The organism is Bradyrhizobium sp. 26S5, assembly GCF_036923295.1.
Classification (GTDB): Bacteria; Pseudomonadota; Alphaproteobacteria; order Rhizobiales; family Xanthobacteraceae; genus Bradyrhizobium; species Bradyrhizobium septentrionale.
Genome location: NZ_CP145948.1, coordinates 9,385,117 through 9,410,281, shown reverse-complemented (window position 1 = coordinate 9,410,281; position 25,165 = coordinate 9,385,117). Strand labels below are relative to the sequence as shown.

Sequence of the window (25,165 nt, the reverse complement as noted above, 5' to 3'; positions counted from 1 at the left end):
GATTGATCTTTAGCCCGATTTTGATTTCAGCATCGCCGTTGTCAATGGCACAAGCATGATGCCCTTGGAGTCCAGTGTCTTGAGCCAGGCGCCGAGCCGTTCGATCGAGACCGGCAGCGCCGAGGCGACGCCCACGGCGGTGCCGCGTTCCTTGGCGATCGTCTCCAGCTTGACCAGCGCGCGGTCGATTTCCGCCGACGTCGGCACCGCGTCGATGGCGAAATCGGCCCTGGCGAACGGCAGCGCCTGACCGGCGGCGAGGCTCTGCGCGACGCTGCGCGGGGTGGAACCGTCATCGAAATAGCTCAGGCCGCGCTTGGCCGCTTCGCGGACGATGGGCTGCATCACGAGATCGGTTGCGACGAACCGGGCACCCATGAAATTGGCGATCCCGGCATAGCCCTGCAGGCGGCTCAGGTGCCAATAAAAGCGGTCGAGATTCTGCTCGCTGCCGAGCGTCGTCAGCAAGGTCTGCGGCCCCGGATCGTTGTCGGGATAGTCGAACGGCTCCATCGGAATCTGCAGCAGGATCTCGTGGCGCTGGGTCCGGGCCCGTTCCGCAAGCTTGCCGGGATCGGCGCCATAGGGCGTGAAGGCCAGCGTCACGGCCGGCGGCAGCTTCATGATGGCATCAGTGGTCTTGGCGGCACCGACGCCGAGGCCGGCGACCACAATGGCGACCACCGGCATCCGGCCCGCCTTGGCGCGGTCGGCGTCGGCCGCATAGACCGTGAACGGCTTCAGGCCGTCGGCGACCACCGGGATCATGCCATAGCGCGACTTTTCCAAAAGGCGGGGGTCGATGCCGGTCATCGCGAGCGCCGGCGCGTCGCCATCGCCCTTGTCGGCGGGATCGGCGGCGCCGATCACCACGTCCTGGCGCTTGCCGCTGGAACCGTCGATGATGGTGACGGTCTTCGCGTCTTTGGCGTCGCTGGCTGCGGCCGGTGTCTTGGCGGGGGATTTGGCCACCGGTTCGGCCTGGCCGGCCGGGGCGTGCTTGTCGTCGGCAACTGCGGGCGGGGGCGTGCGAAGCGCGATACGGGCCATCGGTTCGCCGCCGAGCGGATTGTCGTTGAACAGCGCGACGCCGCCGAAACCGACCAGCACGAGCCCCAGCAGCACGGCAAGCGCCTGCATCGCCGTGAATGGCAGGCGGACGCGGCGCCTCCTGCCCTTGGTCGTCTGCCCAAGCGGCGTGCTCAGTTCGTCGGCCGCCTCTGCCATGACCCTCCCCGAATCAACAGGGCGAACGATAGCACGATGCGGTGCATTCCCGCGCCCCGGCCTCCCGTCCAAGCACAGGTGCAGAAAGCAGAAAGGGCGGCCCGAGGGCCGCCCTTTGCGCCAGATCGATTGGATGGATCAGTTCGCGGCCTTGTTGCCGGGCTTGTCGACCGCGGCCTTGTCGCGCGCGGCCTCAGGCGCCGGCGTCGTCGCGCTGGAGGTCGACTTGATGCCGTGCAGCAGGTCGTCGGCCATCTTCAGCGCCTTGTCGTCCTTGGCATCCGGCGGCACATAGGACTGCGAGCCGGTCTTCTCGTCGCCATCGTTCTTCAGGTGGCCGCGCAGCGAAGCCTCGCCCTTGGTGTCGGTGCGCGCCTTCAGCTCTTCCGGCACGTCCTGCAGCACCTCGATGTCGGGCACGATGCCCTTGGCCTGGATCGACTTGCCCGACGGCGTGTAGTAGCGCGCGGTGGTCAGGCGCAGCGCGCCGTTGCCCGAGCCGAGCGGGATGATGGTCTGCACCGAGCCCTTGCCGAACGAGCGGGTGCCGACCAGCGTCGCCCGCTTGTGGTCCTGCAGCGCGCCGGCAACGATTTCGGAGGCCGAAGCCGAGCCGCCGTTGATCAGCACGATCACCGGCTTGCCCTTGGTCAGGTCGCCCGGATGGGCGGCGCGGCGCTGGGTTTCCTCGGCATTGCGGCCGCGGGTCGAGACGATCTCGCCACGCTCCAGGAAGGAATCGGACACCGTGACCGCTTCCTCGAGCAGGCCGCCGGGGTTGTTTCTGAGGTCGATGATGTAGCCCTTCAGCTTGTCACCGATCTGGCCCTGCAGATTGGCGACCTCCTTCTTCAGGCCTTCGGTGGTCTGCTCGTTGAAGGTGGTGATGCGGATATAGGCGATGTCGTCGGCCTCGACGCGCGCGCGCACCGAGCGGACGCGGATGTTGTCGCGCACCAGCGTGACGTCGATCGGATTGTCCTGGCCCTTGCGGATGATCTTGAGCTTGATCTTGGTGTTGACCGGACCGCGCATCTTCTCGACGGCCTGGTTCAGCGTCAGGCCCTGCACGGCCTCGTCGTCGAGATTGGTGATGATGTCGTTGGCCATGATGCCGGCCTTCGAGGCCGGGGTGTCGTCGATCGGCGAGACGACCTTGATCAACCCGTCTTCCATCGTGACTTCGATGCCGAGGCCGCCGAACTCGCCGCGGGTCTGCACCTGCATGTCGCGGAAGCTCTTGGCATCCATGTAGCTCGAGTGCGGATCGAGGCCGGACAGCATGCCAGAGATCGCGGATTCGACCAGCTTGGAGTCATCGGGCTTCTCGACATAGTCGCTGCGCACCCGCTCGAACACGTCGCCGAACAAATTGAGCTGGCGGTAGGTGTCCGACGTCGCGGCGCGCGCGCTCGATCCCATCAGCACCGCGCGGGGCTGCGTGACGAAAAGCGTCAGGGCCGCGCCGGTGGCGGCGCTAAGGAGAATTACCGAAGTCTTGCGCATCATCCGCGAACCTTTTCGCCTTCATTTGCGGCCCACCATGGACCTGGATCGATTGGAGTGCCGTCTTTCCGGAACTCGACATAGAGCACTGGCTGGCTCGCATTGGTCGCGAGAATGGATGCAACTTGGGACGTCGACCCCATGGTCGCAACCGGCTCCCCCGTAAGTACAAACTGGCCGATGTTTACCGAAATACGCTCCATCCCGGCGATCAGGACATGATACCCGCCCCCGGCATTGAGGATCAAGAGTTGTCCATAGCTGCGGAAGGGACCCGCGTAAACAACCCAGCCGTCACACGGGGTTGTGACCTGCGCGCCCGGCTTGGCTGCCAAAGAAATGCCTTTTTGTACGCCGCCAGCGCCGTCGGAACCGCCAAATTCGCGAATCTTGGTGCCATTCACGGGATAGGAGAACAGGCCTTTGGCCGAGGCAAAGGCGACCGCCGGGCTGAGGCGGGCGGGGTCCTTCAGGGCCCCCAGATTGGGCTTGCCGTTAACCGTGGCGGGCGCCCCCTGGAGGCTGGCCGTGGCCGCCGCCTTGGCCGCGCTCTTGAGATCCTGCTCCATCTTGGCGATCAGGCTCTGCAAATTGTCGGCCTGCTTGGACAGCGTAATGGCGCGGGCGCCTTCCGCCTCCATGTCCTTTTCGGCCGCGCTCTGCTGCCGCTGCCGTTCGTCGACCAGCGCCGCAAGGTGGGTCTGATCTTCCCTGAGCTTGTCGCGGTCGCCCGCCAGCGCGTCGCGCTCGGTCGAGATCGTCTTGCGCAGCGCCACCAGTTCGCCGAGGTCGGCGGCAAGCTTCTCCGCGCGAACGCGCAACTCCGGCACCACGGCGCCGAGCAGCATCGCGGTGCGCAGCGATTGCAGCGCATCCTCGGGCCGCACCAGCAGCGCCGGCGGCGTGCGCCGCCCGGCGCGCTGCAGCGCGGCCAGCACCTCGATCACCTCGGACCGGCGTGAATCCAGCGAGCCGCGGATTTCACGCTCTCGGCCGTCGAGCGCCTGCAAGCGTGCCTCGGCGTCCGCGATCCGCGTCTCGACGCCGCGCACCTGACCGGCAATGTCGATCAGCTGCTGGTTCAGCTTGCTGCGGTCCTGGCCGATCGCGGCGATGTCGGCTTTCAGCTTCTCCTGCAGCTCGGTCGCCTTGCGCTGCTGTTCGCGTGCGGCCTCGAGCTCCTGCTCGCGCTGTTTGATGGCATCGGGCGATGTCTCCGCCGCGGTGGCCTGCTGCGCCGGCGGCGCGGATTGTTGCGCTGGAGGTGTCGCTTGCGCGTGCGCCGCTGTCAGCGGATACGCAGCGAACATGGCGATCGACAACGGCAGCGACGCCGGCAACCAGAAGCGGCGCGCGGTGCCGAGATACGAAGCCAAATACGAAGCTCTGTCCCGCTTGTGCTGCATCCGAGTGCGTTCAGCGCTTTCGACTGTCCGTCGCCGCGCCTCAGGCGCGGTGATAGGGGTGGCCGGCCAAAATGGTTGCGGCCCGATAAATCTGTTCCAGAAGCATGACGCGGACCATTTGGTGCGGCCAGGTCGCGGAGCCGAATGCAATACGCAACGAAGCCTTGCGCTGCAATTCGGGCGAAAGTCCGTCCGCGCCGCCGATCACGAAGACAGTATGCGCCAATCCCTCGTCGCGCCAGCGGCCGAGCTGCTGGGCAAAGCCTGCGCTGTCGATGCTCTTGCCGCGTTCATCGAGCGCCACCAGCGCGTGCTTGTCGGGCAGCAAAGCCGAGATCGCCGTGGCCTCTTCGGCGATGCGCGCACCGGTGTCGCGCGCGCGGCTCTCCGCGATCTCATGAATGTCGAGGCCGCGAAAGCCGAGCTTGCGGCCGATATCCTCGAAGCGCTCGCGATAACGCTCGGCGAGCTCCCGTTCCGGGCCCTGTTTCAGGCGGCCGATGCAGATGACGACGAGGCGCATCAACGCAGACTAGCTGCGCTGCAGCCGATTCGCATCGGCTTCGATACCCCTTAGACCGCCGCGACCGCCGGGTTTTGAGTCCACAACCGCTCGAGATTGTAGAACTCACGTACCTCGGGTCTGAACACGTGCACGATCACGTCGCCGGAATCGATCAGCACCCAGTCGCAATTGGGCATGCCCTCGACATGGATGCTCTTGACCCCGTTTTCCTTCAGGCCCTTCGTCACATTTTCCGCGATCGCACCGACGTGCCGGTTCACCCGGCCGGTGGTGACGATCATGTAGTCGGAATATGCGGATTTGCCGCGAAGGTCGATGGTGACCGTCTCTTCCGCCTTCATATCCTCGAGGCGGGAGAGGATCAGGCTCAGCGTCTTGTTGGCATCCGGTTTGTCGGCATCCGGTTGCGCCTGCAAGGCCGCGGTTTTCGTCGATGTTTTACGCGCAGTCTTTGGAACCTTGGGTAAAACAGACTTGGACAATACAGATGTGGCCAGGGACCATTCCTTTCACTGTATCGCGGGTGCCGAATCCTCGGCCCCACGCACCATATTACGCATGTGGGGTTAATGGTTTCAATATTCCAGTAACCCTTTTGCGCTTCACGCCGTTCTCCAGCTCCCGTCCGGGTTCCGCAGTCCGGTCGAAGACAGATTGGATTTCATTCCTGTCAGGAACACCCAGGCCGGGGCCTGCTGATCGGCCAGCCGGGTCGCCTGATTTTCGGGCAAGCGATAGCGCATGAGCGCCTGCGCCGCCGGTGCGGCAAGGGCGCGGAAGCTCTGGGGCGGTCGGTCGATCACGGCAATCGGCACGTCGGAGGCGATGCGCCGCCAATCTTTCCAGCGATGAAATTGCGCGAGATTGTCAGCGCCCATGATCCAGACGAAGTGCACGCCGGAGACGCGGCGGCGCAAGTGGATGATCGTGTCGACAGTGTAGCGGACACCGATGACAGCTTCGAGACAGCTGATGTCGATGCGCGGATCGTCGGCGACGCGGCGTGCGGCCGCGGCTCGCTCGGCGAGCGCGTGCAATCCATCATGGTTCTTCAGCGGATTGCCCGGTGTCAGCAGCCACCACACGCGGTCGAGCTGCAATCGCTTGAGCGCGAACTGACTGATGGCGCGATGCGCGGCGTGCGGCGGATTGAACGAGCCGCCGAGCAGCCCGATGCGCATGCCGTTGGTATAGAACGGAAGCGCCTGGGCTGCGGAGTGCGGCACGGTCGAGGGTTGCTGCAATGGTCTACCGTGCGCGTGCGACAATGGTCACGGCCGTGTCTGCCCGGTGCCGTGGACACGATACTTGAAGCTCGTCAACTGCTCGGCGCCGACCGGGCCGCGGGCGTGGAATTTGCCGGTGGCAATTCCGATCTCCGCGCCGAAGCCGAACTCGCCGCCGTCGGCGAACTGGGTCGAGGCGTTGTGCAGCACGATCGCCGAATCGACTTCGTTGAGAAATTTTTGCGCGGCAGCGGTATCCTCCGTCACGATCGCATCGGTGTGATGCGAGCCGTGATTCTGAATATGCGCAATCGCTTCATCGAGGCCGTCGACGATCTTCGCAGAGATGATCGCGTCCTCATATTCGGTGTCCCAGTCCTCCTCGGATGCGGGTTTCACCCTGGCATCGGCGCTTTGCACGGAGGCGTCGCCGCGCACCTCGCAACCGGCATCGATCAACAACTCGACCAGCGGCTTCAGCTTCGTCGCGGCAGCCTTGCGATCGACCAGCAGGGTTTCGACGGCGCCGCAGACGCCCGGACGCCGCATCTTGGCGTTCAGGACGACCGCCTTGGCCATATCGAGCCTGGCGCTGGCATCGACATAAATGTGGTTGACGCCCTCGAGATGCGCGAACACCGGAACGCGTGCTTCCGCCTCGACGCGTGCGACCAGGCTCTTGCCGCCGCGCGGCACGATCACGTCGATGCCACCGTTCAATCCCGTCAGCATCAGGCCGACGGCCGCACGGTCACGGGTCGGCACCAAGGTAATCGCGGCCTCAGGCAGGCCGGCTTCACGCAGGCCCTGCACCAGACAATCATGGATCGCGCGGCAGGAGCGGAAACTGTCGGAGCCGCCGCGCAGGATCACGGCGTTACCGGACTTCAGGCAAAGCACGCCGGCGTCGGCGGCGACGTTGGGGCGGCTCTCGAAGATCACGCCGATCACGCCGATCGGCACGCGGACGCGCTCGATGGTCATGCCGTTCGGACGCTGCCAGCTTTCGGTGACGGCGCCGACCGGATCAACAATCTCGCGCACGGTGGCTACGCCGTCGGCCATGCCGGCGACGCGCGCCTGCGTCAGTGTCAGCCGGTCAACGAAGGCAGAGGTCATGCCGGCAGCCCGCGCCTCGGCGACGTCCTCGGCGTTGGCGGCGAGAATTGCCGGCGCGTTGGCGCGGATCGCGCGTTCGATCGCGGCGAGCGCCCGGTCCTTCTGCTCCGGCGGCGCCAGTGCCAGCACACGCGCGGCAGCGCGCGCCTTGGCAGCGAGGTCGGTCATCAGGGCGGAGAGATCGGCGTTGCCGTCGATCGCCTTCAGGGGCGCGCTCATGGAAGTCCCAGCTTTGGATTAAGGCCATGTTCTAGCATGGCAATTGATGTGTTGGCGAGGCGCGGAACCGGCATGGCAGGTGGGCGGCAGGCCGGGCTTGTCGTCCAATGGCCTACTTGGCCGGGATCGCCCCGGCCGGGCCGATCACCAGATCGTCGCGATGGATCATCTCGGACCGGCCACTGATGCCCAGAATGGCCATCACGTCCGGCGAGGAGCGGCCCTTGATCTTCTCGGCGTTCTCGGCGTCGTAGGCGACCAGGCCGCGGCCGATCTCATGGGTGTCGGGCCCGCGCACCACCACGGCATCGCCGCGGGCAAACTGGCCGTCGACCCTGATCACGCCGGCCGGCAGCAGGCTCTTGCCGGCGCGCAGCGCTGCGACCGCGCCGGCATCGATGGTCAGCGTGCCCTTCGGCTCGAGCGAGCCCGCGATCCAGCGCTTGCGCGCGGTGACCGGATTGGCCGGGGTCAGAAACCAGGTGCAGCGACCGCCATCGGCGATCGCCTGCAACGGGTGCTCGATCTTGCCGGAGGCGATCAGCATATGGGTGCCGGCAGTGGTCGCGATCTTCGCGGCTTCGATCTTGGTGGTCATGCCGCCGCGCGACAGTTCCGACCCGGCCGAGCCGGCCATCGCCTCGATCTCCGAGGTGATGCTCTCGACCACCGGGATCAGCTTCGCGTCGGGATCGACCGCCGGCGGCGCGGTGTAGAGGCCGTCGATGTCGGACAGCAGGATCAACAGATCGGCGCTGGTCATGGTGGCGACGCGGGCGGCAAGCCGGTCATTGTCGCCGTAGCGGATTTCGGTGGTCGCGACCGTGTCGTTCTCGTTGATCACGGGCACCGCGCGCCATTCGAGCAGCTTTGCGATGGTCGAGCGCGCATTGAGATAACGGCGGCGCTCCTCGGTGTCCTGCAGCGTCACGAGAATCTGCCCGGCGCCGATATCGTGATGGCCGAGCACCTCCGACCAGATCCGCGCCAGCGCGATCTGGCCGACCGCCGCGGCAGCCTGGCTCTCCTCGAGCTTCAGCGGTCCGCGTGGCAGCTTCAGGCGGCTGCGGCCGAGCGCGATCGAGCCCGACGACACCACCATGATTTCGCGGCCGCCCTTGTGCAGCTTGGCGATGTCGTCGACCAGCGCGGCGAGCCAGGACGCGCGCACCTCACCGGCCTGCGAGTCGACCAGCAGCGAGGAGCCGACCTTGACGACGATGCGGCGAAAGTTCTTGAGCGCGGGGCGTTTCATGGGTTCGGTCTGGCAGGAAGGTGGAAGCAATACGCGCCACAAGGTGGCTTGGGAAGTACAGGTGTTGTTCGGCGTTGCCGTTCAACCCTGCGGCAGCGGCGTCGCCCACGGCTCCGCCTGAGCCTTGGCCTTGTTGGATACCGGCGCCTCGCCGATCACCTCGACCAGCGTGCGCAGGGCGTCCTGCACGCCTTCGCCGGTCACGCCTGAGAGCAACAACGGCGTCTTCTTCGCCGCCCGCTTGAGGCGGTCCTTCTGCTTCTTCAGCTCGTCGGGCGCGACCGCATCGATCTTGTTGAGCGCGACGATCTCGATCTTGTCGGCGAGCTGGCCATCATAGGCTTCGAGCTCGGTGCGTACCGTCTTGTAGGCCTTGCCGGCATGCTCGCAGGTTGCATCGACCAGATGCAACAGCACGCGGCAGCGCTCGACATGGCCGAGGAAGCGGTCGCCGAGGCCCGCGCCCTCGTGCGCGCCTTCGATCAGGCCAGGGATGTCGGCGAGCACGAATTCACGGCCGCCATAGTTCACCACACCGAGCTGCGGATGCAGTGTGGTGAAGGGATAGTCGGCGATCTTCGGCCGCGCCGCGCTTACCACCGACAGGAAGGTCGATTTGCCGGCGTTGGGCAGGCCGACCAGGCCGGCATCGGCGATCAGTTTCAGCCGCAGCCAGATCCAGCGTTCCTCGCCCGGCGCACCGGGATTGGCGTTGCGCGGCGTGCGGTTGGTGGACGACTTGAAATGCGCGTTGCCGAAGCCGCCATTGCCACCTTCAGCCAGCACGAATTTTTCGCCGAGCTCGGTGAAGTCGTGCAGCAGCGTTTCGCGGTCTTCGTCGAACACCTGGGTGCCGACAGGCACTTTCAGCACGATCGACTTGCCGTTGGCGCCATGGCGGTCCTTGCCCATGCCATTGATGCCTTTTGGCGCCTTGAAGTGCTGCTGGTAGCGGTAGTCGATCAGCGTGTTCAGCCCGTCGACGGCCTCGATGATGACGTCGCCGCCGCGGCCGCCATTGCCGCCGGAGGGACCGCCGAACTCGATGAACTTCTCGCGCCGGAACGCGACGCAGCCGTTGCCGCCGTCGCCCGAGCGAATATAGACTTTTGCTTCATCGAGGAATTTCATGATGTTCAACTATAGCGTTTTCAAGCGAAGTGGTCGCCGGTTCGCGTGAAGAAAACGCGTCAAAACGAGAATCGAGAGCGCACCGGTTCTGATTTCATCAGGACCGGTGTGCTCTAGTTAGGGCAGGGTGGCCGCTGCGGCAACCCGGAAAGGCCCTGACTTCGGCGAAAAGCCTTAATTGTCGGGCCTTTTTGCGGCCCCTGTTGGCCGGCGCCGGACCAGGAATTTCTGCATTCCTTCAAGCACCAGCTCGCGGCGCTGGTTATGCACGGTCGAGCGCAGCGTCACGACGCCCGTAGTCCGGCCCGGAACAAGCTCGATCACCTCCAGCGCGGGGTAAATGGTATCGCCGGCGTAGACCGGCTTCAGGAACTTGCTCGACTGTTCCAGGAAGCCGATCAGCGACTCCTCGACGACATAGGGGAACAGCCCCGCGCCGGGCGCGGTGTGCACCAGGGTCTGGAAGCCATGGGCGAGCAGGTCGGGCATGCCGCGCGTGCGGCAATATTCGACGTCGTAATGGATCGGATGGGTGTCGCCGCTCGCGGTCTGGAACGCCGCGAACACCGCCGAGGTCTGGGTCCGGCTCGGAATCACGAAGCGCTCGCCGAGCACGAAATCCTCGAACCAGCGCTGCGCGGGGACCATGCGATGCTGGGTGGGGTCGAATTCGCTCATGCGGCGTTTCCTGCTCTCGTTCTTGAAGGGCTGGCCTAGCGGTAGCGCAGCCGCCGCACTGCGACAATTGGTTCGATATGCCCTCGGTGGGGTTGTCCTGCATCGCCACGTCGGTAAAACCGGCAGCAAGACCGGCCCGATTCACGCGCGGCGGCAACAAGACAACAATGAGCCTGTTCGCAAAACTGTCCTCCTATGACGATCGATCGGCGCGGCTCGCCGGCATCGGATTGATGCTGCTGTCGATCTTCATGTTTTCGTTCGGCGATGCGATGGGCAAATTCATCGTCGCCACCTATTCGGTCGGGCAATTGCTGTGGCTGCGCGCCTGCGCGGCGCTGCTCGTGCTGCTGCCGATCGTCTGGCAGCGGCGGGCTGATTTCCTGCATCTGGAGCGGCCGTGGCTGCAATTGCTGCGGGTCACGCTGTCGACGCTTGAGGTCGCCGCCTTCTTCCTGGCGACCGTCTATCTGCCGCTCGCCGACGTCATCACCTACTATCTGGCCGGGCCGATCTTCGTCACCGCGATGTCCGGCCTCGTGCTCGGCGAGCATATCGGCTGGCGGCGCTGGACCGCGATCCTGGTCGGCTTTTGCGGGGTGTTGATCGCGCTGCGGCCGTCGGCGCAGACGATCAGCTGGCCGGCGATGATCGCGCTTGGCGGCAGCCTGTCGTTTGCGGTGCTGATGCTGATCACGCGCTCGCTGCGGGCAACGCCCGATATCGTGCTGGCGACATCGCAATTCGGCGGCACGTTCATCCTGGGCCTTGTGCTCTCGCCGTTCGGCTGGGTGACGCCGAGCGCCGGCAGTCTCGTGCTGTTCTTCACCGCCGGCATCATTTCGGTTGCGGCGCTATTGTGCGTCAATCGTTCGCTAAAACTCGCGCCGGCGAGCGTGGTGGTGCCTTACCAATATTCGATGATCGTCTGGGCGGTGATCTTCGGCTTCGTGGTGTTCGGCGACGTGCCGTCCTGGGCCACCATCGTTGGCGCCGCGATTATCATCGCGGCCGGCCTCTACATCTTCGTGCGCGAGCAGCAGCTCGGACGCGGAGACTCCTCGGTGAATCCGCCGGCGTGATGTTCACCCTCCCCATGGGGGAGGGTGAAGAATCAGCTCTGCCGCCGGGTCGAGTTGTTCCAGCTCTTCAGCGAAGCCCAGACGCCGCGCGACAGCCGGAAGGCATCCACCGGGCTCGATGAGCCCAGCGCCTCGAAGCGGTGCAGCTCGACGCCGCTCCACTGGAAGCCGCACTTCTCGAGGATGTTGCGCGACGACGGGTTGACGACGCGGGCGCCCGCGATCAGCTGGTCGAGATCGAATTCCTCGAAGAAGTAGTCGATCACCGCGCGCGCGGCCTCGGTGCCAAAGCCCTGGCCCCAATGGTCGACGCCGAGCCAGTAGCCGAGTTCGGCCGCGGTCTCCTCGCGCCAGTCGATGCCGACCATGCCGATCGGCGTGTGATTGTTCTCGATCAGAAAGACGGTCTCACGTCCGCCCGCGCCGAGTGCGCGCACGAAGTCGATGGCGTCGTCCTGCGTATAGGGATGCGGCAGGCGGCGGGTGTTCTCCGCGATGCGGCGGTCATCGGCGAGCCGCGCAATGGCTTTTACGTCCGCGAGCGTCGGCTTGCGCAATGTCAGCCGTTCGGTCTCGAGGACGCAAGCTCTTGCCTCGCGCAAGATCGGCGTCGGGATGTCCTGCAACATGTCGAGCTCCTGTGATGCGACAATCGGTACGCAACGCTTGGAACGTCACGCGCGGTCGAACCGGAACGCGCGCAACGAAAAGGGGAGGCCGGTCATCCCGCCTCCCCTTGGAGCCCTTTGCGACTCCGCCGGTTCAACAGGACCCGGCGGACTCATGTGTGTCCACCGTCTACTCGGCCGCCTCCGCCATCGGAATAACCGATACGAATGTGCGGCCGTTGGCTTTGGCACGGAACTCGACATGACCCTCGACCTTGGCGAAGAGAGTATGGTCGGTGCCCATGCCGACATTAAGGCCAGGATGCCAGGTGGTGCCGCGCTGACGCGCGATGATGTTTCCGGGGATCACGCGCTCGCCACCGAACGCCTTGACGCCAAGGCGCTTGCCCTTGGAATCACGTCCGTTACGCGATGAACCGCCTGCTTTTTTATGAGCCATAGCTCGTCTCCGACTTCGCTTTGATCTCTAGATCAATTCCTTGACGGAATCATTTCACGTTTTGTCACGCTTCAAATCCGAAAGCGCGACGATCACTTCTTGTTAGCTCTTGGCCGCGGCCTTCTTGGCCGGAGCCTTCTTTGCGGCCGGCGCCTTTGCGGGCGCCTTCTTCTTGGCCGCCTTCGGTGCTGCGTCCTCGCCATCATCGGCGGGCGCTGCGACCTTTTCCTTCTTCGGCCGCGGGCCGACGGTCGGCTGGGCGTTATCGGCGAGGATCTCGGTGATGCGAAGCACCGTGAGCTCGTCGCGATAGCCGCGCTTGCGGCGTGAATTCTTGCGGCGACGCTTCTTGAACGCGATCACCTTGGCGCCGCGCTTGTGCTGCAGCACTTCGGCCGCAACGGTGGCGCCTGCCACGGTGGGCGTTCCCAGCACCGGCGTGTCACCGCCGAGCACCAGAACTTCGCCTAGCTGCACGATCGTGCCGACATCGCCGGCGATCTTGCCAATCTCGAGTACATCATTCGGAACGACACGGTACTGCCGGCCGCCGGTTTTGATGACTGCGAACATCGTTTGATTCCTTCGTGTTCGGTTCCGGCCTCGGACGGTTAGCCCGGGTCGGCTTTTTGTTCAGTCGCTATGGGTTATGTGTTTCGCGCGAAGGGAATGAATTCCCAAACTGGATCGCACAAAAACGATCGGCGCGAGAAAATCCCCGCGCCGGATGGGCCGACTTATAGCCGCAAACGACGGGGAGTCAAGGTAAAGCGGGGCAAAAACCGGCCAAAAATGAAGGGTTTGGCGTGACTTTCGCCCGGATTTCCCCTCAAGCTGCGGCCTGCGCGGCGGCCCGTGCGTGCCGGCGGATGGTTTGCGGCGGCTGGCCCAGCACCCGCAGGAATGCCCGCCGCATCCGTTCGCGGTCGGCAAAGCCGGTCTCGCCGGCAATCTCGTCCATCGAATGGCGGCCGTCGCCGATCAATTCTCTGGCAGCCTCGACCCGGAGCTGCTCGATCGCCTTGGCCGGCGACTGGCCGGTCTCGGCGCGGAAGGCGCGGCTGAACTGGCGCGGGCTGAGCCGCGCGATCTCGGCGAGCTCCTCCACCGACAGTTCGTTACGCAGGTGAGCCTTGGCATAGTTCAGCGCGTTCTGGATGCGGTCGGATTTCGGCTCGAGCTCGAGCAGCGCTGAAAACTGCGACTGGCCGCCGGTGCGGCGGTGATAGACCACAAGCTTGCGCGCCACCGAACGGGCGACCTCGATGCCGAGGTCATGCTCGACCATCGCGAGCGCCAGATCGATCGTCGCGGTCATGCCGGCCGAGGTCCAGATCGGTCCGTCGACGATGTAGATGCGGTCCTGCTCGACCTTGAGCCTGGGAAATCGCGCCTGCAATTCCGCGGCAAATTGCCAGTGCGTGGAAACGCGCCGGCCATCGAGCAGGCCTGCCTCAGCCAGCGAAAAAGCGCCGATGCAGGGCGCGGCGATACGCTGCGATGTCGTCATGGCGTGGCGAATGTAGTCGGTCAATTTTGGCGACGCCGGATGAAGCTCGTGGCCGGCGCCAATGAACAGCGTGTCGAAGCTGCGATCGCCAAAGGCTTCGGTTTCGACATTGAAGCCGGCGGAGGATCGCACCGGCCCACCGTGCTCCGACAGCAGCGTGACCTCATAGAAGCGCTCGCCTGCGATCAAATTGGCAACCTCGAAGGCGGTGACGGCGGCAAAGCCCATCACCTGAAACTCCGGGAAGACGACGAAGCCGATCTCCTGCATGGAACCCTCCGACGAGAATCTATGTCCTAAAAAGGTGTATATATGACATTTGAGACATGCAAGGGGGCCTGTAGAACCTGACCAGCGGCCAAGTCCGGCCGTCCAGGTCAAACAGGAGACCAACATGACCAAGTCAGCCAAGGGAACGGCGCTCGTTACCGGTGCGTCGTCCGGAATCGGTGCCATCTATGCGGACCGGCTCGCACGGCGTGGCTACGATCTGATCCTCGTCGCACGCAACCGTGAGCGCCTCGATGGGCTCGCCAGGCGTCTGTCGGCGGAGACAGGCCGATCGATCGAGATCGTTGCCGCCGACCTCGCCAAGCGCGGCGACGTTGCACGGATTGAATCCATCCTGCGCGATAACGCCGGCATCAGCGTGCTGGTGAACAATGCCGGCGTCGGTGCGACGGCGCCGCTGCTCGCATCCGATGTCGACAAGATGAGCGACATGATCGCGCTCAATGTCGACGCGCTGATGCGCCTGACCTATGCGGCGGTGCCGGGACTTGTCGCGCGCGGCGGCGGCACCATCGTCAACATCGCCTCGGTCGTCGGCGTCGCGCCGGAAATGCTCAACGGCGTCTACGGCGGCAGCAAGGCCTTTGTGCTCGCGCTGACCCAGTCGCTGCAGCATGAGCTGAAGGACAAGAACATCCGGGTCCAGGCGGTGCTGCCGGGCGCCACGGCAACCGAGTTCTGGGGTCTGGCCGGCACGCCGGTCGAGCACCTGCCCAGCCAGATTGTGATGAAGGCGGAGGACATGGTCGATGCCGCGCTTGCCGGGCTCGATCAAGGCGAAGTCATAACCGTGCCGTCATTGCCGGATGCCGCCGATTGGCAGGCTTATGAGAGCGCCCGCCAGAAGCTGATGCCGAACCTGTCCCGCAGCGCGCCTGCGGCGCGCTACGGCGTGAAGGCCGCCTGACGCCTTGCGAATTGCCTCCCGCGCCGGCCAAAGCGACGCGCGGGAAGCAACCATTTGGGTTCCCCGCTGTTAGTGGTGGGAACCTCAAGCGGGCAAGGGCGAATGGCCGAAGACACGGGATTGACCACGGGCATCGCGCACCACGGTGCCGCGCGGCTACCATCTGTCGACATCGACAGCTTCAACATCGAGCTGAAGGACGACGAGGGCTTCATTGGCGATCGCGCCTCCAAGGGCGCATTCCGCAAGATTCTGGACCGCTGGCGCAAGCCGCTGCGCAAGTCGGACGAAGATCCGTTCGGCGACGAGCCGTCGGACAAGATCAGCAAGAAGAAGCTCGATGAGTTGCTGGTCGGCGACGACACCGAGGCCTCCGCGGTTGTGCACAGCGCCATCGAGGAGTTCGCGCAGGAGCTCGCCTATGTGACGCGGCGCTTCCTCAACACCAAGGCCTGGGCCAGGACCGAGCGCATCGTGGTCGGCGGCGGTTTTCGCGACAGCCGGCTCGGCGAGCTCGCCATCGCGCGCACCGACATCATCCTGAAGTCGGAAGGTCTCAAGGTCGATCTGGTTCCGATCCGCTTTCACCCCGATGACGCCGGCCTGATCGGCACGCTGCATCTGGCACCATCGTGGATCTTCGAGGCCCATGACGGCATGCTCGCGGTCGATATCGGCGGCACCAATATTCGCTGCGGCGTCGTCGAGACGCGGTGGAAGAAGGCGCCGGATCTCTCCAAGGCGACGGTCTGGAAATCGGAGCTGTGGCGCCATGCCGACGACGAGCCGACGCGCGAAGGCGCGGTGAAGCGGCTGGTGAAGATGCTGAAGGATCTGATCGCCGAGGCCGAGAAGGAGAATCTCAAGCTCGCGCCGTTCATCGGCATCTCCTGCCCCGGCGTCATCAAGGAGGACGGCTCTATTGAGAAAGGCGCGCAGAATCTGCCGGGCAATTGGGAAAGCAGCAAGTTCAACCTGCCGGCGAGCCTGGTCGAGGCGATCCCGCAGATCGGCGATCATGACACCGCGATCGTGATGCATAATGACGGCGTGGCGCAGGGGCTGGCCGAGGTCCCGTTCATGCAGGATGTCGCGCGCTGGGGCGTGCTGACGATCGGAACCGGGCTCGGCAACGCCCGCTACACCAATCGCAAGAAAGACAACGGCAAGGACGACAAGAAGGCCGAGAAAAAGGACAAGGACGACGAGGGCGACAAGAGCGAGAAAAAGGCCAAGAAAGCCAAAAAGGCCGACGCCTGAGCCTCGGACGCCTGAGCCTCGCCTGTGTGAGCCGATCGCGCGGTAAGGTTGATCGGTTAGGTTAAGATCGGGTTCGCGTTGCCGTTTCGGCGTCGGCCGCTACCGTGACCCGTGTCACTCCCGCCGACCGGCGAAGCCGCACTTCCCGGCCAGCATTTTTGAGAAGCGGCACGGGACCGCCAGTTTTTGTCGCGTCCTGGCGGTCCCACCACTTTCTACCTCCAATTGATCCGCTCGAAGAAGCCGGCGATCTCGGCGGCCGCGCGGTCGGGGTCCTCGCGATGCGGGAAATGCCCGACATCGTGAAACATCTTCAGGTCCAGATTTGTGAAGGTCTCGCCGAGCCGGTCGGTCCAGCCATAGGGAAACAGCGGATCGTGCTCGGCCCAGCGGATGCAGCTCGGCACGGCGATCGGCGGCAGTGCGGGGGCTTCGCCCTGCATCATCTTCACGCGCCCCGCGTGCGAAGCGCGATAATGCGCAAAGCCGCCGGCGAGGTTGCCGGGCTTGAAGAAGTTGTCGGCGAAATCCTCGATCACATCGTCGAATGCAGCCTTGCGATGCGCCCAGTCGTGCAGGAAATGGCCGATGTAGGTGCGGCAGCTCTCGCGGCTGGCGCCGACCAGCGCGGGCGCCATCTCCATCTGGTGGAACGACTGGTACCAGATGTGGTTCAGCCGGTCGGGCGCCGCCATCCGCGGGCCGATGCCGGGATAGACGAAATCGAAGAAAAACAGCCCGGCGATTCGCTCGGGCGCCTTGCGGGCCAGCGGCTGCATCACCGCGCCGCCGACGTCGTGACCGACCACGCCGGCCTTTTCAATCTGAAGCGCGTCCAGCAGCGCCAGCATGTCGTCGGTATGCTGATCGGGGCCAAACGAGCCTTGCGGCTTGTCGCTGTCGCCGAAGCCGCGCAGGTCGGGGGCGATCAGGGTGTAGCGGTCGGCCAGGCGGGCCATCACCGGCTTCCAGGTCAGCCAGAATTCCGGCCAGCCGTGCAACAGCAGCAGCGGCCTGCCGCTCCCGGTCCGTGCGACGTGGAACGCCGCGCCATTGGCCCGAATCGTCACATGCTCCATCGTCGGCTCCTGCTTCTTTTGCTTCGCCCGCGCGCCGATCGAACCACAACCGTCCCGCTAGCGCTTTGTTTCCGTGCGCTTTCTTGCATCACCCCCGGTGCTTCGCCGAGGCGGGGCACGGGCGACGGAAATATTATTGCAGCGCCTTGTCTGGCCCGCCATCCTCGCCTAGAACACGCCCCGACCGCGGGTGACGCAAATCACCCGGGCCATCGGAGAGGTGGCAGAGTGGTTGAATGCACCGCACTCGAAATGCGGCATAGGTGCAAGCCTATCGGGGGTTCGAATCCCTCCCTCTCCGCCATTCTTCGTTCTGTCTGGCTTTGGGTTGCAGGCCACCCCTGCCGGACCAGGGCCAAGAGTGTCTCCCGAAACTTCGCGCCGACTCACCGGCTCCTCAACATGACACGGATGGATTTGAGCGCGCGACCCGCGCAACCGTTGTCGCGGGCTACCGGGCGCGCACAGCTCAGACGCGGCGGCCGTTGCGCGGCCTCGATCGGATAAAAGCCCGCGGCATTGCCGGCGCGGGTATGCCGACTTCGAACGCAGCGTGTTGGTGCGGCCGTGCCTCGGTAACCTTAATTTTTCCTTTCGATTGTCGATAAAGTTTTATCGATTATCCTGGTGACAGTTGAGCGGCGTGACGAGCCGCGCGATGAGAGGCAGCGAAGAGCCGAGTGGCTTGACAACCTCTCTGAAATCGAAGGGTGGGCAGAGCGCAGTGCCAGCCACCTTTCGGGCTGTGCGGCGGCGGCCGGCAGGGCAAATCAATTCCTGAAGTGCATTTGATTGCCAGGCTGCGGTGCATCTCGCGCCGCATAACGTAACGCTTATCAATCGGGATTTTCCAAGATGGCCTTCGCGCATTTCTTGATCGCGGTCGGTGCCGTTTCTTTGTTGCTGGCCAGCTTCATCGCATTTGCCCTTTGGAGAAACGCGCTCCATTCGAGGGCGCGGATCTAGCAACAGGCGAGATTGAACTCCGACGGCCTCGTTCATGGGGATGAGCGAGGCTGGCGGAATGGCCGCACCGCCGCGCGGCCTGACAGCCGAGCACCGCGCCTTCCACCTACCCCAAGGCGACGCGTGCTCGGCTGTTCACTCTCTGATCAGCCGCATCGTTCGAATTATTGATTGCGTGAAAGCAATTGCCGCTGGCTACTTTGCATGGGGTTGTTTTCGATATTTTGGTGGGAGCCGTGGCCACCAGGCTGCAATCAGATCCGTGCCGAGGGAGGACCCGGACAATCCCCTCTATCGCTAGCGGGTATATGCAGCGAGGTCCAACCTGCGCCCGATCGCGATCGCCTCGAGGAAAGCCTCGTCGTGGCTGACGACCAGCAGCGCGCCGTCATAGGCACGCAGTCCGGCCTCGACCGCTTCCATGGAAGAGATGTCGAGATGGTTGGTCGGCTCGTCGAGGATCAGGAGCGGTGGCGGCGTCACGCCGCCCAGGACACAGGCGAGGCCGGCGCGGAGTAACTGGCCGCCGCTCAGGCTGGAGACGATCTGTAAGGCTGCATCGGCGCGAAACATGAAGCGAGCCAGCGCCGCGCGACAGGCGTTCTCGCCGGCATTCGGATTGATACGCCGGAAATTATCCAAGATGGAGGCGGACGCATCGAGCAGGCTGACCGTCTGATCGAACATCGCAAAACGGGTCATCACCTCGACAGTGCCGCGCGACGGCGACAGCTCGCCGCTGACGAGCTTGAGCAACGTCGTCTTGCCGGCGCCGTTGGGGCCTGTGATCGCGACGCGCTCCGGCCCCGAGATCGAGAAGGTCAGACCGCGCAGGATCGGCGCTTCCGGTGTGTAGCCGACATCCGCGGCTTCGATCCGCAGCACCATCCTGCTCGCCGGCAGCTGCGTCGACGGCAATTGCACCGAGAACGGTTGCAGCACCTCGATGCGCTGCCGTGCCGTGGATGCAAGTTCGAGCGCGTGCGTCCGCCTGCGCTCGGCGAGGCGGGCGTTCTCGCCGCCGCTATCTTCGGCGCGATCCTTGCGCAGTCCGGCGGCGATGCGCGGCATGTCACTCTTGGCGCGCTTCTTCGCGCCGGCGCCGTCCTTGCGGGCCTTGCGCTCGGACGTTTCCCTCGCCTTGCGGTCGATCTCGGCGACGCGCTTCTCGGCATCGGCCAGATCGTGTCTTGCTGCCGAAAGCTCGACGGCCCTGCGCGCGCGGTACGCGCTCCAATTGCCGCCATAGCGTCTGGCCTCCAGCGAGGTCAGTTCGACGATCGCATCCATGCTCTCCAAGAGCTCACGGTCGTGGCTGACGATGATGGCGCCATGGCGCCAGTCGGCGAGCAGGTCGATCACCGCCTTGCGCCCCGCGCGATCGAGATTGTTGGTGGGCTCGTCGAGCAGCAGAAAGTCGGGCTCTGCAAAAGTCAGCGCGGCGAGGCGCGCCCTGGTGGCCTGTCCGCCGGACAGCGTTGTCAGCAGTGCGTCGAGCACATCGTTCAGTCCGACGCGCTCGAGTGCAGACGCGATGCGAGTGTCGAGCGTCCAGTCGACATCCGCAAGCTCGTCAGCGCTCGCATGGCCCTGTTCGGCCCGGCGCAGAGTGGCCAGTGTATGGCGCGCGCCGAACAGATCGATAACGCATTGGTCCGGTGTCAGCTGAACCGTCTGACGCAGCATGGCGACGCGTCCCTGAACCGAGACCGTGCCGGATTGCGGCGTGCGCCGGCCCGCGATCAGGTCGAGTAGCGTCGTCTTGCCGACGCCGTTCCTGCCGACAAGGCCGGTGCGTTCAGGGCCGAAACTGAGATCGATATTGGAAAGGAGAACCCGGCCGTCAGGCGCGGACAGGGTCAGATGCGAGAGCGTGATCGATGCAGGCATGGTGATGGATATCCCCGTGGGCAAGGCTGATGGGCGTTGCGGTCAGGGTGAAATCCATGGCTGTCGGCATCCTCTCGGATTGATGATTGCGGTGATGTAGTCGCGTATTAAGCCGGGATCAAGGCGCGACGCGCGTTGTCACGCCGCCACGGCGAAGGTCCAGCGATCGGGATCGGGCGTGTGGCCGATCAAGGCGAGGCCATAGGCGATCGATTCGAACTGGTCTGCCGAGGTCAGCCGCGCCGCGCCAAAGCGCTCGGCGAACAGGCGCTGCACAGCCGGCACGAACGAGGTGCCGCCGGTCAAAAACACCTTCTCGACGTCGCGCGCGGTGATGCCGGACTTTGCCAGCGCCTCGTCGACCGTCGCACCCAGCCGTTCGATGTCGTCGGCGATCCAGGATTCAAAATCGTCGCGCGTCACGGTCGCGCCGATATCGATGCCTTCGCGGGCAAACCGGAACTCGACGCGGTCGCGGCTCGACAGCGCGACCTTGGTGTCGGATACGGCGCGGTAGAGCGCAAAGCCGAGATCGTGGTCGACGATGGTGATGAAGTCGTGCAGCGGCGCCGGATCGAGCGCGGTGCGCGCGAGCTGCTGCAATTCGCGCAAATCGCCATTGCCCCTCATCATCGCGAGCTGATGCCAGCGGGCGAGGCTCGAATAATAATGGTTGGGGATCGGCAGCACCTTGTCGAACGAGCGGTAGTTGGTGCCCTTGCCGAGCCGCGGCGAGACGATGTGGTCGACGATGCGGTAGTCGAAAGTGTCGCCGGCAATGCCGATGCCGGCATGTCCGAGCGGCTCGGCGCGCAGCGCGCCGCCCTTGCGCGAGAATCGCATCACCGAGAAGTCGCTGGTGCCGCCGCCGAAATCGGCGACCAGCACCGTGGCATCGTGGTCGAGGCTGCGGGCAAAGGAGAACGCGGCGCCGACCGGCTCGTAGACATAGCGCGCGTGGCCGGCGCCAAGCCGCTCGAACGCGGCGCGGTAGCGCTGCATCGCGAGCTCGTCATTGGGATTGCCGCCGGCAAAGCGCACCGGGCGGCCGACCATGATGGTCGGCGCGCCGAGGTCGAAACCGTCGCCGGCATGCCGCGTCAGCGTGCGCAGGAACGCCGCAAGCAGGTCCTCGAACTTGTAGCGCTGCCGGAAGATCTGGGTGGTGTTGAAGGCCGAGCTCGCCGCAAACGATTTGAACGACTGGATGAAGCGATGGATCGTACGGCCCTCGAGGAACTGCTCGATCGCCCATGGGCCGCCCTCGGCGCGCGGATGCAGCCCGGCGCCGGGCCGATCCTCCCAGAAGCACAGCGCGGACACATAGACACTATGCGTGCGGCCGCCATGGTCGAATCTGACAGCCTCGACCCGGCCGTCGGCATCGGACAGCGCGACCACGGTGTTGCTGGTGCCAAAATCGACGCCAATCGAGACGGCGGGCGGAGCGCTCGTCATTTTATGCTCGGATCTGTGATGTGAAGGGGGCGGACCTTTAGCGGCTTTGGCCGGACTTGCCAACCCTTTCTGGCGCGCGTGCGCGCACGCCGCCAGGGCATGACGCAGCCCAGGGAACAGGCTGTGACGCCAAGATGACGATGTTCAGCGAAACGTGAATCGATCCGCACTTCCCGTCCTGCGCGCCCGCTGCTCTATACCGCCGGACAGGGTTCACGGCACACGGCATGGCGCGCAGGAGAAGCGGATGACACTCAACCCCACGGCAAAAAATTATCGTGTCGCGGTCGCTGCTTACGAGGCCGGCCGTCCCAGCTATCCCGCCGATATTGTCGCCGCGCTGCCGCTTCAGGCCGCGCGCTGTGTCGTCGATCTCGGCGCCGGAACCGGCAAGTTCACCCGGCTGCTGCTTCCGCATTTGTCCCCGACCGCCCGTCTCGTCGCGGTCGAGCCCGTTGCGGAGATGTCGGCCAGGCTGGCGAACGAAGCCAGGATCGAGGTGATCAACACGCGCGCCGATGCGATCGATCTTGCAACCGGCAGTGTCGATCTCGTCACCTGCGCCCAGGCGTTCCATTGGTTCGACAACGAACCGTCCGTCGCCGAGATCGCGCGACTGTTGCGCCCCGGCGGGACGCTGGCGCTGGTCTGGAACAACAGGGATGACCGCGCGCCGTGGGTCGACGCGTTGTCCGTCATGATTGAGCAGTATGCGGGAGATACGCCACGGCAACGCTCGGGGCGTTGGCGCTGGATCCTGAACGATCCCCGCTTCGTGCTCGAGAGGGAAATCGTGCAGGACCATCCGCATCGGATGCCGCGACAGGGCGTCTATGAGCGCGTCGTGTCGACGAGCTATGTCGCCAACCTTCCCGACGCCGAAAAGGCGGTCCTTCATGACAAGGTCGACGACGTCCTGCGTGAGGCTGGTCTCGGCCAAGCTGACGAGGTGGTGTTTCCCTATGTCACGCAGCTCTATTTGCTGAAGCGGGTCTAGGTCCGTTCACGACATCGCCGCGCGATGCCTCACTTGCCGGTCACGATCTTCCATTGTCCATCGGCACCACGGCGTAGCGCCGGGTCGCCGATGCGGATGTGTTGTGCGAGAAAATCGATGAAGGCGCGCACCCGCGCCGGCAGCGGACCGGCATGGCCGACATAGACCGCGTGGATGTCCTCGCGGTCGCCGGGATTGAGGTTTTGCAACACCGGCACCAGACGGCCGGCCTCGATATCAGGACCGATGTGGAACAGCGCCAGCCGTCCCAGCCCGATCCCGCCGAGCGTGAGTTGGCGTGCCGCCTCGCCGTCGCTGACGCGGGCGACCGGCGGCGGCAGTGCTTCCTCGATCCGCTCGGCCCGGCGGAACGGCCAGCCGCGGATGCTGCGTGGAAAGGTCCAGCCGATGCCGCGATGCGCGGCGAGGTCGGCCGGCGTCTTCGGCGTGCCGAAGCGGGCGAGATAGGACGGCGCGGCGACCACCACCATGCGGCTGGTGCCGAGCTTGCGCGCAATCAGCCGCGAGGCGCCGAGCGGGCCGACGCGGATCGCGACGTCGGCGCGCTCCTGCATCAGATCGACCAGCGTATCGGTCAGCACGATGTCGAGCGTGATGTCGGTATGCTCGCGCATGAAGCGCGGCAGCAGCGGCATCACATGCAGCATGCCGAACGGGATATTGCTGTTCACGGTGAGATGGCCGCGCGGCACGTAGGAGGCGGCCTCGCGTTCGGCCTCATCGATGTCGGCGAGGATGCGCTGGGCGCGCTGATAGAAGGCCTGCCCCTCCTCGGTGAGCTGCAGCTTGCGCGTGGTGCGGTTGACCAGCCGCGTGCCGAGCCGCGTCTCGAGCCGGGAGACCAGCTTGCTGACGCCCGACGGCGTCTGGCGCAGGCTGTTCGCGGCAGCCGTGAAGCCGCCGAGATCGACGACACGGACGAACACGTCCATCTCGCCGGAGCGATTGGTGTCTGATCGGGCCATCTTGAATTCACGTCACAAATGATTGGATTGACGCCATTCTAATCCTTCTGGCGCGGCCTCGCTATGTCGCATTGCGGAATCCTCATCCGGAGCGACACATGCCTGCTGCAGTCCTTGCCTTGACCGCCGGTGCCTTTGGCATCGGCACCACCGAATTCCTCATCATGGGACTGCTGCTGCAGGTCGCCGCGGACATGCAGGTATCCGTGTCCGCAGCGGGGCTGTTGATCTCCGGCTACGCACTCGGCGTATTCGTCGGCGCTCCGATCCTGACGCTGGCAACGCGACGGATGCCGCGCAAGGCGGTGCTGCTGGCACTGATGGCGATCTTCACGCTCGGCAATGCCGCCTGCGCGCTGGCGCCGAACTACGAACTGCTGATGGCCGCGCGCATTCTGACCTCGCTGGCGCACGGCACCTTCTTCGGCGTCGGCTCGGTCGTGGCGACAAGTCTCGTTCCGGAAGACAAGCGCGCCTCGGCGATCGCCACGATGTTCATCGGTCTCACGGTCGCGACCCTGCTCGGCGTGCCGTTCGGCGCCTGGTTCGGCCTGATGCTCGGCTGGCGCGCGGCGTTCTGGGCGGTGGCTGCGATCGGCGTGGTCGCCTTCATCGTGCTGGCGGTGCTGGTGCCCGGCCATGTCGGCGCCAAGGACAAGCCGGCGCTGCTGCGCGATGAACTCGCCGTGCTCGGCCGCCCGCAGGTGCTGCTCGGGCTTGCGATGACGGTGTTCGGCTTCGGTGGGTTGTTCGCGGTCTTTACCTACGTGCAGCCGATCCTGACCCGGCTGACCGGATTCTCCGACGCCGCGGTGTCGCCGATCCTGCTGGTGTTCGGCGCTGGACTCGCGATCGGCAATGTCGCGGGCGGAAGGCTCGCCGACAAGGGACTTGCGCGGGCCCTGCTCGTGTCGCTCGGTGGCCTCGCTGCCGTCCTCGTGGCGCTTGCTGCCGTGGTCTCGATCAAGGCACTGGCGGTGGCGCTGCTGTTCATTCTCGGCATCGCGGCGTTCGCAACGGTCGCGCCGCTGCAGCTTCGCGTGCTCGAAGCCGCCGGTGTCGAAGGGCGGACGCTGGCGTCGAGCCTGAACATCGCCGCCTTCAATCTCGGCAATGCGCTCGGCGCCTGGGCCGGCGGCGTCACCATCGATCGCGGCCTCGGCGCGCTGCCGCTGGTGGCGGCGCTGATCACCGCGATCGGGCTGTTGCTCGCACTGTGGAGCCTGCGTCTCGATCGACCGGTCGTCCTCGCCACGCAGTGCCCGGCCGAGTGAATCGCATCGACACCGCCAACGTCTATTGCAACGGCGCGTCGGAGGAGATTCTCGGCGCCGCGATCAAGGGCCGCCGCGACAAGGTGTGAGTCCGTCGCAGGTTC

Annotated in this window: 24 protein-coding genes, 1 tRNA gene and 1 pseudogene; 7 read left to right on the top strand and 19 right to left on the bottom strand. The window is 65.1% G+C overall.

Annotation, left to right across the window (positions count from 1 at the left end; all coding sequences use genetic code 11):
* Positions 1-9: 9 nt before the first annotated feature.
* The 10 genes from V5279_RS44320 to V5279_RS44275 form a co-directional block, all read right to left on the bottom strand.
* Positions 10-1,227: a divergent polysaccharide deacetylase family protein gene (locus tag V5279_RS44320; RefSeq protein ID WP_338693544.1), complete on the bottom strand. Its 1,218-nt coding sequence runs from the start codon at positions 1,225-1,227 to the stop codon at positions 10-12.
* A gap of 138 nt (positions 1,228-1,365) precedes the next feature.
* The gene (locus tag V5279_RS44315) at positions 1,366-2,736 is read right to left on the bottom strand and encodes a S41 family peptidase (protein ID WP_029081348.1); all 1,371 of its coding nucleotides are present in this window, start codon (positions 2,734-2,736) and stop codon (positions 1,366-1,368) included.
* The gene (locus tag V5279_RS44310) at positions 2,733-4,139 is read right to left on the bottom strand and encodes a murein hydrolase activator EnvC family protein (RefSeq protein ID WP_338693541.1); all 1,407 of its coding nucleotides are present in this window, start codon (positions 4,137-4,139) and stop codon (positions 2,733-2,735) included. The genes V5279_RS44315 and V5279_RS44310 overlap by 4 nt, the downstream gene beginning before the upstream one ends.
* Before the next feature lie 40 nt (positions 4,140-4,179).
* Positions 4,180-4,662 carry a 23S rRNA (pseudouridine(1915)-N(3))-methyltransferase RlmH gene (rlmH, locus tag V5279_RS44305; RefSeq protein WP_166300628.1) on the bottom strand — a complete coding sequence of 161 codons (483 nt, stop codon included), beginning with the start codon at positions 4,660-4,662 and terminating at the stop codon, positions 4,180-4,182.
* A gap of 50 nt (positions 4,663-4,712) precedes the next feature.
* Positions 4,713-5,081, bottom strand: coding sequence for a ribosome silencing factor (rsfS, locus tag V5279_RS44300; protein ID WP_029081351.1), 369 nt, complete (start codon positions 5,079-5,081; stop codon positions 4,713-4,715).
* A gap of 186 nt (positions 5,082-5,267) precedes the next feature.
* A complete protein-coding gene (locus V5279_RS44295; RefSeq protein ID WP_234583960.1) occupies positions 5,268-5,846 on the bottom strand; it encodes a nicotinate-nucleotide adenylyltransferase in 579 nt (192 codons plus the stop codon).
* Between the two features lie 90 nt (positions 5,847-5,936).
* Positions 5,937-7,229: a glutamate-5-semialdehyde dehydrogenase gene (locus V5279_RS44290; protein ID WP_338693537.1), complete on the bottom strand. Its 1,293-nt coding sequence runs from the start codon at positions 7,227-7,229 to the stop codon at positions 5,937-5,939.
* A 112-nt stretch (positions 7,230-7,341) separates the two neighbouring features.
* Positions 7,342-8,484 carry a glutamate 5-kinase gene (gene proB, locus V5279_RS44285; protein ID WP_166213303.1) on the bottom strand — a complete coding sequence of 381 codons (1,143 nt, stop codon included), beginning with the start codon at positions 8,482-8,484 and terminating at the stop codon, positions 7,342-7,344.
* Between the two features lie 81 nt (positions 8,485-8,565).
* On the bottom strand, positions 8,566-9,615 hold the full coding sequence (gene obgE, locus V5279_RS44280; RefSeq protein WP_338693534.1) for a GTPase ObgE: 1,050 nt from the start codon (positions 9,613-9,615) through the stop codon (positions 8,566-8,568).
* A 174-nt stretch (positions 9,616-9,789) separates the two neighbouring features.
* Positions 9,790-10,293 (bottom strand): MaoC family dehydratase, encoded by a 504-nt coding sequence (locus V5279_RS44275; RefSeq protein WP_338693532.1) that lies wholly within the window; start codon positions 10,291-10,293, stop codon positions 9,790-9,792.
* A 167-nt stretch (positions 10,294-10,460) separates the two neighbouring features.
* Here V5279_RS44275 and V5279_RS44270 point away from each other — a divergent pair, with 167 nt between their 5' ends.
* Entirely contained in the window at positions 10,461-11,375 is a 915-nt protein-coding gene (locus V5279_RS44270; protein WP_166300636.1) for a DMT family transporter, read from the top strand.
* Between the two features lie 32 nt (positions 11,376-11,407).
* Here the strand turns inward: V5279_RS44270 and V5279_RS44265 are convergent, their stop codons facing one another.
* From V5279_RS44265 to V5279_RS44250, 4 genes are all read right to left on the bottom strand, one after another.
* Positions 11,408-12,004 carry a GNAT family N-acetyltransferase gene (locus V5279_RS44265; protein ID WP_166300638.1) on the bottom strand — a complete coding sequence of 199 codons (597 nt, stop codon included), beginning with the start codon at positions 12,002-12,004 and terminating at the stop codon, positions 11,408-11,410.
* Between the two features lie 169 nt (positions 12,005-12,173).
* Positions 12,174-12,443, bottom strand: coding sequence for a 50S ribosomal protein L27 (gene rpmA, locus V5279_RS44260; protein ID WP_166300640.1), 270 nt, complete (start codon positions 12,441-12,443; stop codon positions 12,174-12,176).
* Positions 12,444-12,545: 102 nt separating this feature from the next.
* A complete protein-coding gene (gene rplU, locus V5279_RS44255; protein WP_166213308.1) occupies positions 12,546-13,016 on the bottom strand; it encodes a 50S ribosomal protein L21 in 471 nt (156 codons plus the stop codon).
* A 256-nt stretch (positions 13,017-13,272) separates the two neighbouring features.
* Positions 13,273-14,223 carry a GlxA family transcriptional regulator gene (locus V5279_RS44250; RefSeq protein WP_338693524.1) on the bottom strand — a complete coding sequence of 317 codons (951 nt, stop codon included), beginning with the start codon at positions 14,221-14,223 and terminating at the stop codon, positions 13,273-13,275.
* A 124-nt stretch (positions 14,224-14,347) separates the two neighbouring features.
* On the opposite strand from V5279_RS44250, the gene V5279_RS44245 reads away from it, so the two are divergent.
* Both V5279_RS44245 and V5279_RS44240 read left to right on the top strand, forming a co-directional pair.
* Positions 14,348-15,151: an SDR family oxidoreductase gene (locus tag V5279_RS44245; RefSeq protein ID WP_338693522.1), complete on the top strand. Its 804-nt coding sequence runs from the start codon at positions 14,348-14,350 to the stop codon at positions 15,149-15,151.
* Between the two features lie 102 nt (positions 15,152-15,253).
* A complete protein-coding gene (locus tag V5279_RS44240; RefSeq protein ID WP_338693520.1) occupies positions 15,254-16,411 on the top strand; it encodes an ROK family protein in 1,158 nt (385 codons plus the stop codon).
* A 215-nt stretch (positions 16,412-16,626) separates the two neighbouring features.
* On the opposite strand, the gene V5279_RS44235 is transcribed toward V5279_RS44240, so the two are convergent.
* On the bottom strand, positions 16,627-17,490 hold the full coding sequence (locus tag V5279_RS44235) for an alpha/beta hydrolase (RefSeq protein WP_338693518.1): 864 nt from the start codon (positions 17,488-17,490) through the stop codon (positions 16,627-16,629).
* Positions 17,491-17,704: 214 nt separating this feature from the next.
* On the opposite strand from V5279_RS44235, the gene V5279_RS44230 reads away from it, so the two are divergent.
* Positions 17,705-17,794, top strand: a tRNA-Ser gene (locus V5279_RS44230).
* Between the two features lie 308 nt (positions 17,795-18,102).
* Here V5279_RS44230 and V5279_RS44225 read toward each other — a convergent pair.
* From V5279_RS44225 to V5279_RS44215, 3 genes are all read right to left on the bottom strand, one after another.
* A complete protein-coding gene (locus tag V5279_RS44225; RefSeq protein ID WP_338693516.1) occupies positions 18,103-18,492 on the bottom strand; it encodes a hypothetical protein in 390 nt (129 codons plus the stop codon).
* A 261-nt stretch (positions 18,493-18,753) separates the two neighbouring features.
* The gene (locus V5279_RS44220) at positions 18,754-20,346 is read right to left on the bottom strand and encodes an ABC-F family ATP-binding cassette domain-containing protein (RefSeq protein WP_338693514.1); all 1,593 of its coding nucleotides are present in this window, start codon (positions 20,344-20,346) and stop codon (positions 18,754-18,756) included.
* A 138-nt stretch (positions 20,347-20,484) separates the two neighbouring features.
* Entirely contained in the window at positions 20,485-21,804 is a 1,320-nt protein-coding gene (locus tag V5279_RS44215; RefSeq protein WP_338693512.1) for an Hsp70 family protein, read from the bottom strand.
* 247 nt (positions 21,805-22,051) lie between these two features.
* Here V5279_RS44215 and V5279_RS44210 point away from each other — a divergent pair, with 247 nt between their 5' ends.
* Entirely contained in the window at positions 22,052-22,801 is a 750-nt protein-coding gene (locus V5279_RS44210) for a class I SAM-dependent methyltransferase (protein WP_338693510.1), read from the top strand.
* 29 nt (positions 22,802-22,830) lie between these two features.
* Here the strand turns inward: V5279_RS44210 and V5279_RS44205 are convergent, their stop codons facing one another.
* Positions 22,831-23,787, bottom strand: coding sequence for a LysR family transcriptional regulator (locus V5279_RS44205; RefSeq protein ID WP_338693508.1), 957 nt, complete (start codon positions 23,785-23,787; stop codon positions 22,831-22,833).
* Between the two features lie 98 nt (positions 23,788-23,885).
* Here V5279_RS44205 and V5279_RS44200 point away from each other — a divergent pair, with 98 nt between their 5' ends.
* Both V5279_RS44200 and V5279_RS44195 read left to right on the top strand, forming a co-directional pair.
* Positions 23,886-25,061, top strand: a complete 1,176-nt coding sequence (locus V5279_RS44200) for an MFS transporter (protein WP_338693506.1) — start codon at positions 23,886-23,888, stop codon at positions 25,059-25,061.
* Positions 25,058-25,147, top strand: a pseudogene (locus V5279_RS44195) (aldo/keto reductase); the annotation flags it as partial. The gene V5279_RS44200 and the pseudogene V5279_RS44195, both read left to right, overlap by 4 nt.
* Between the last annotated feature and the right edge of the window lie 18 nt (positions 25,148-25,165).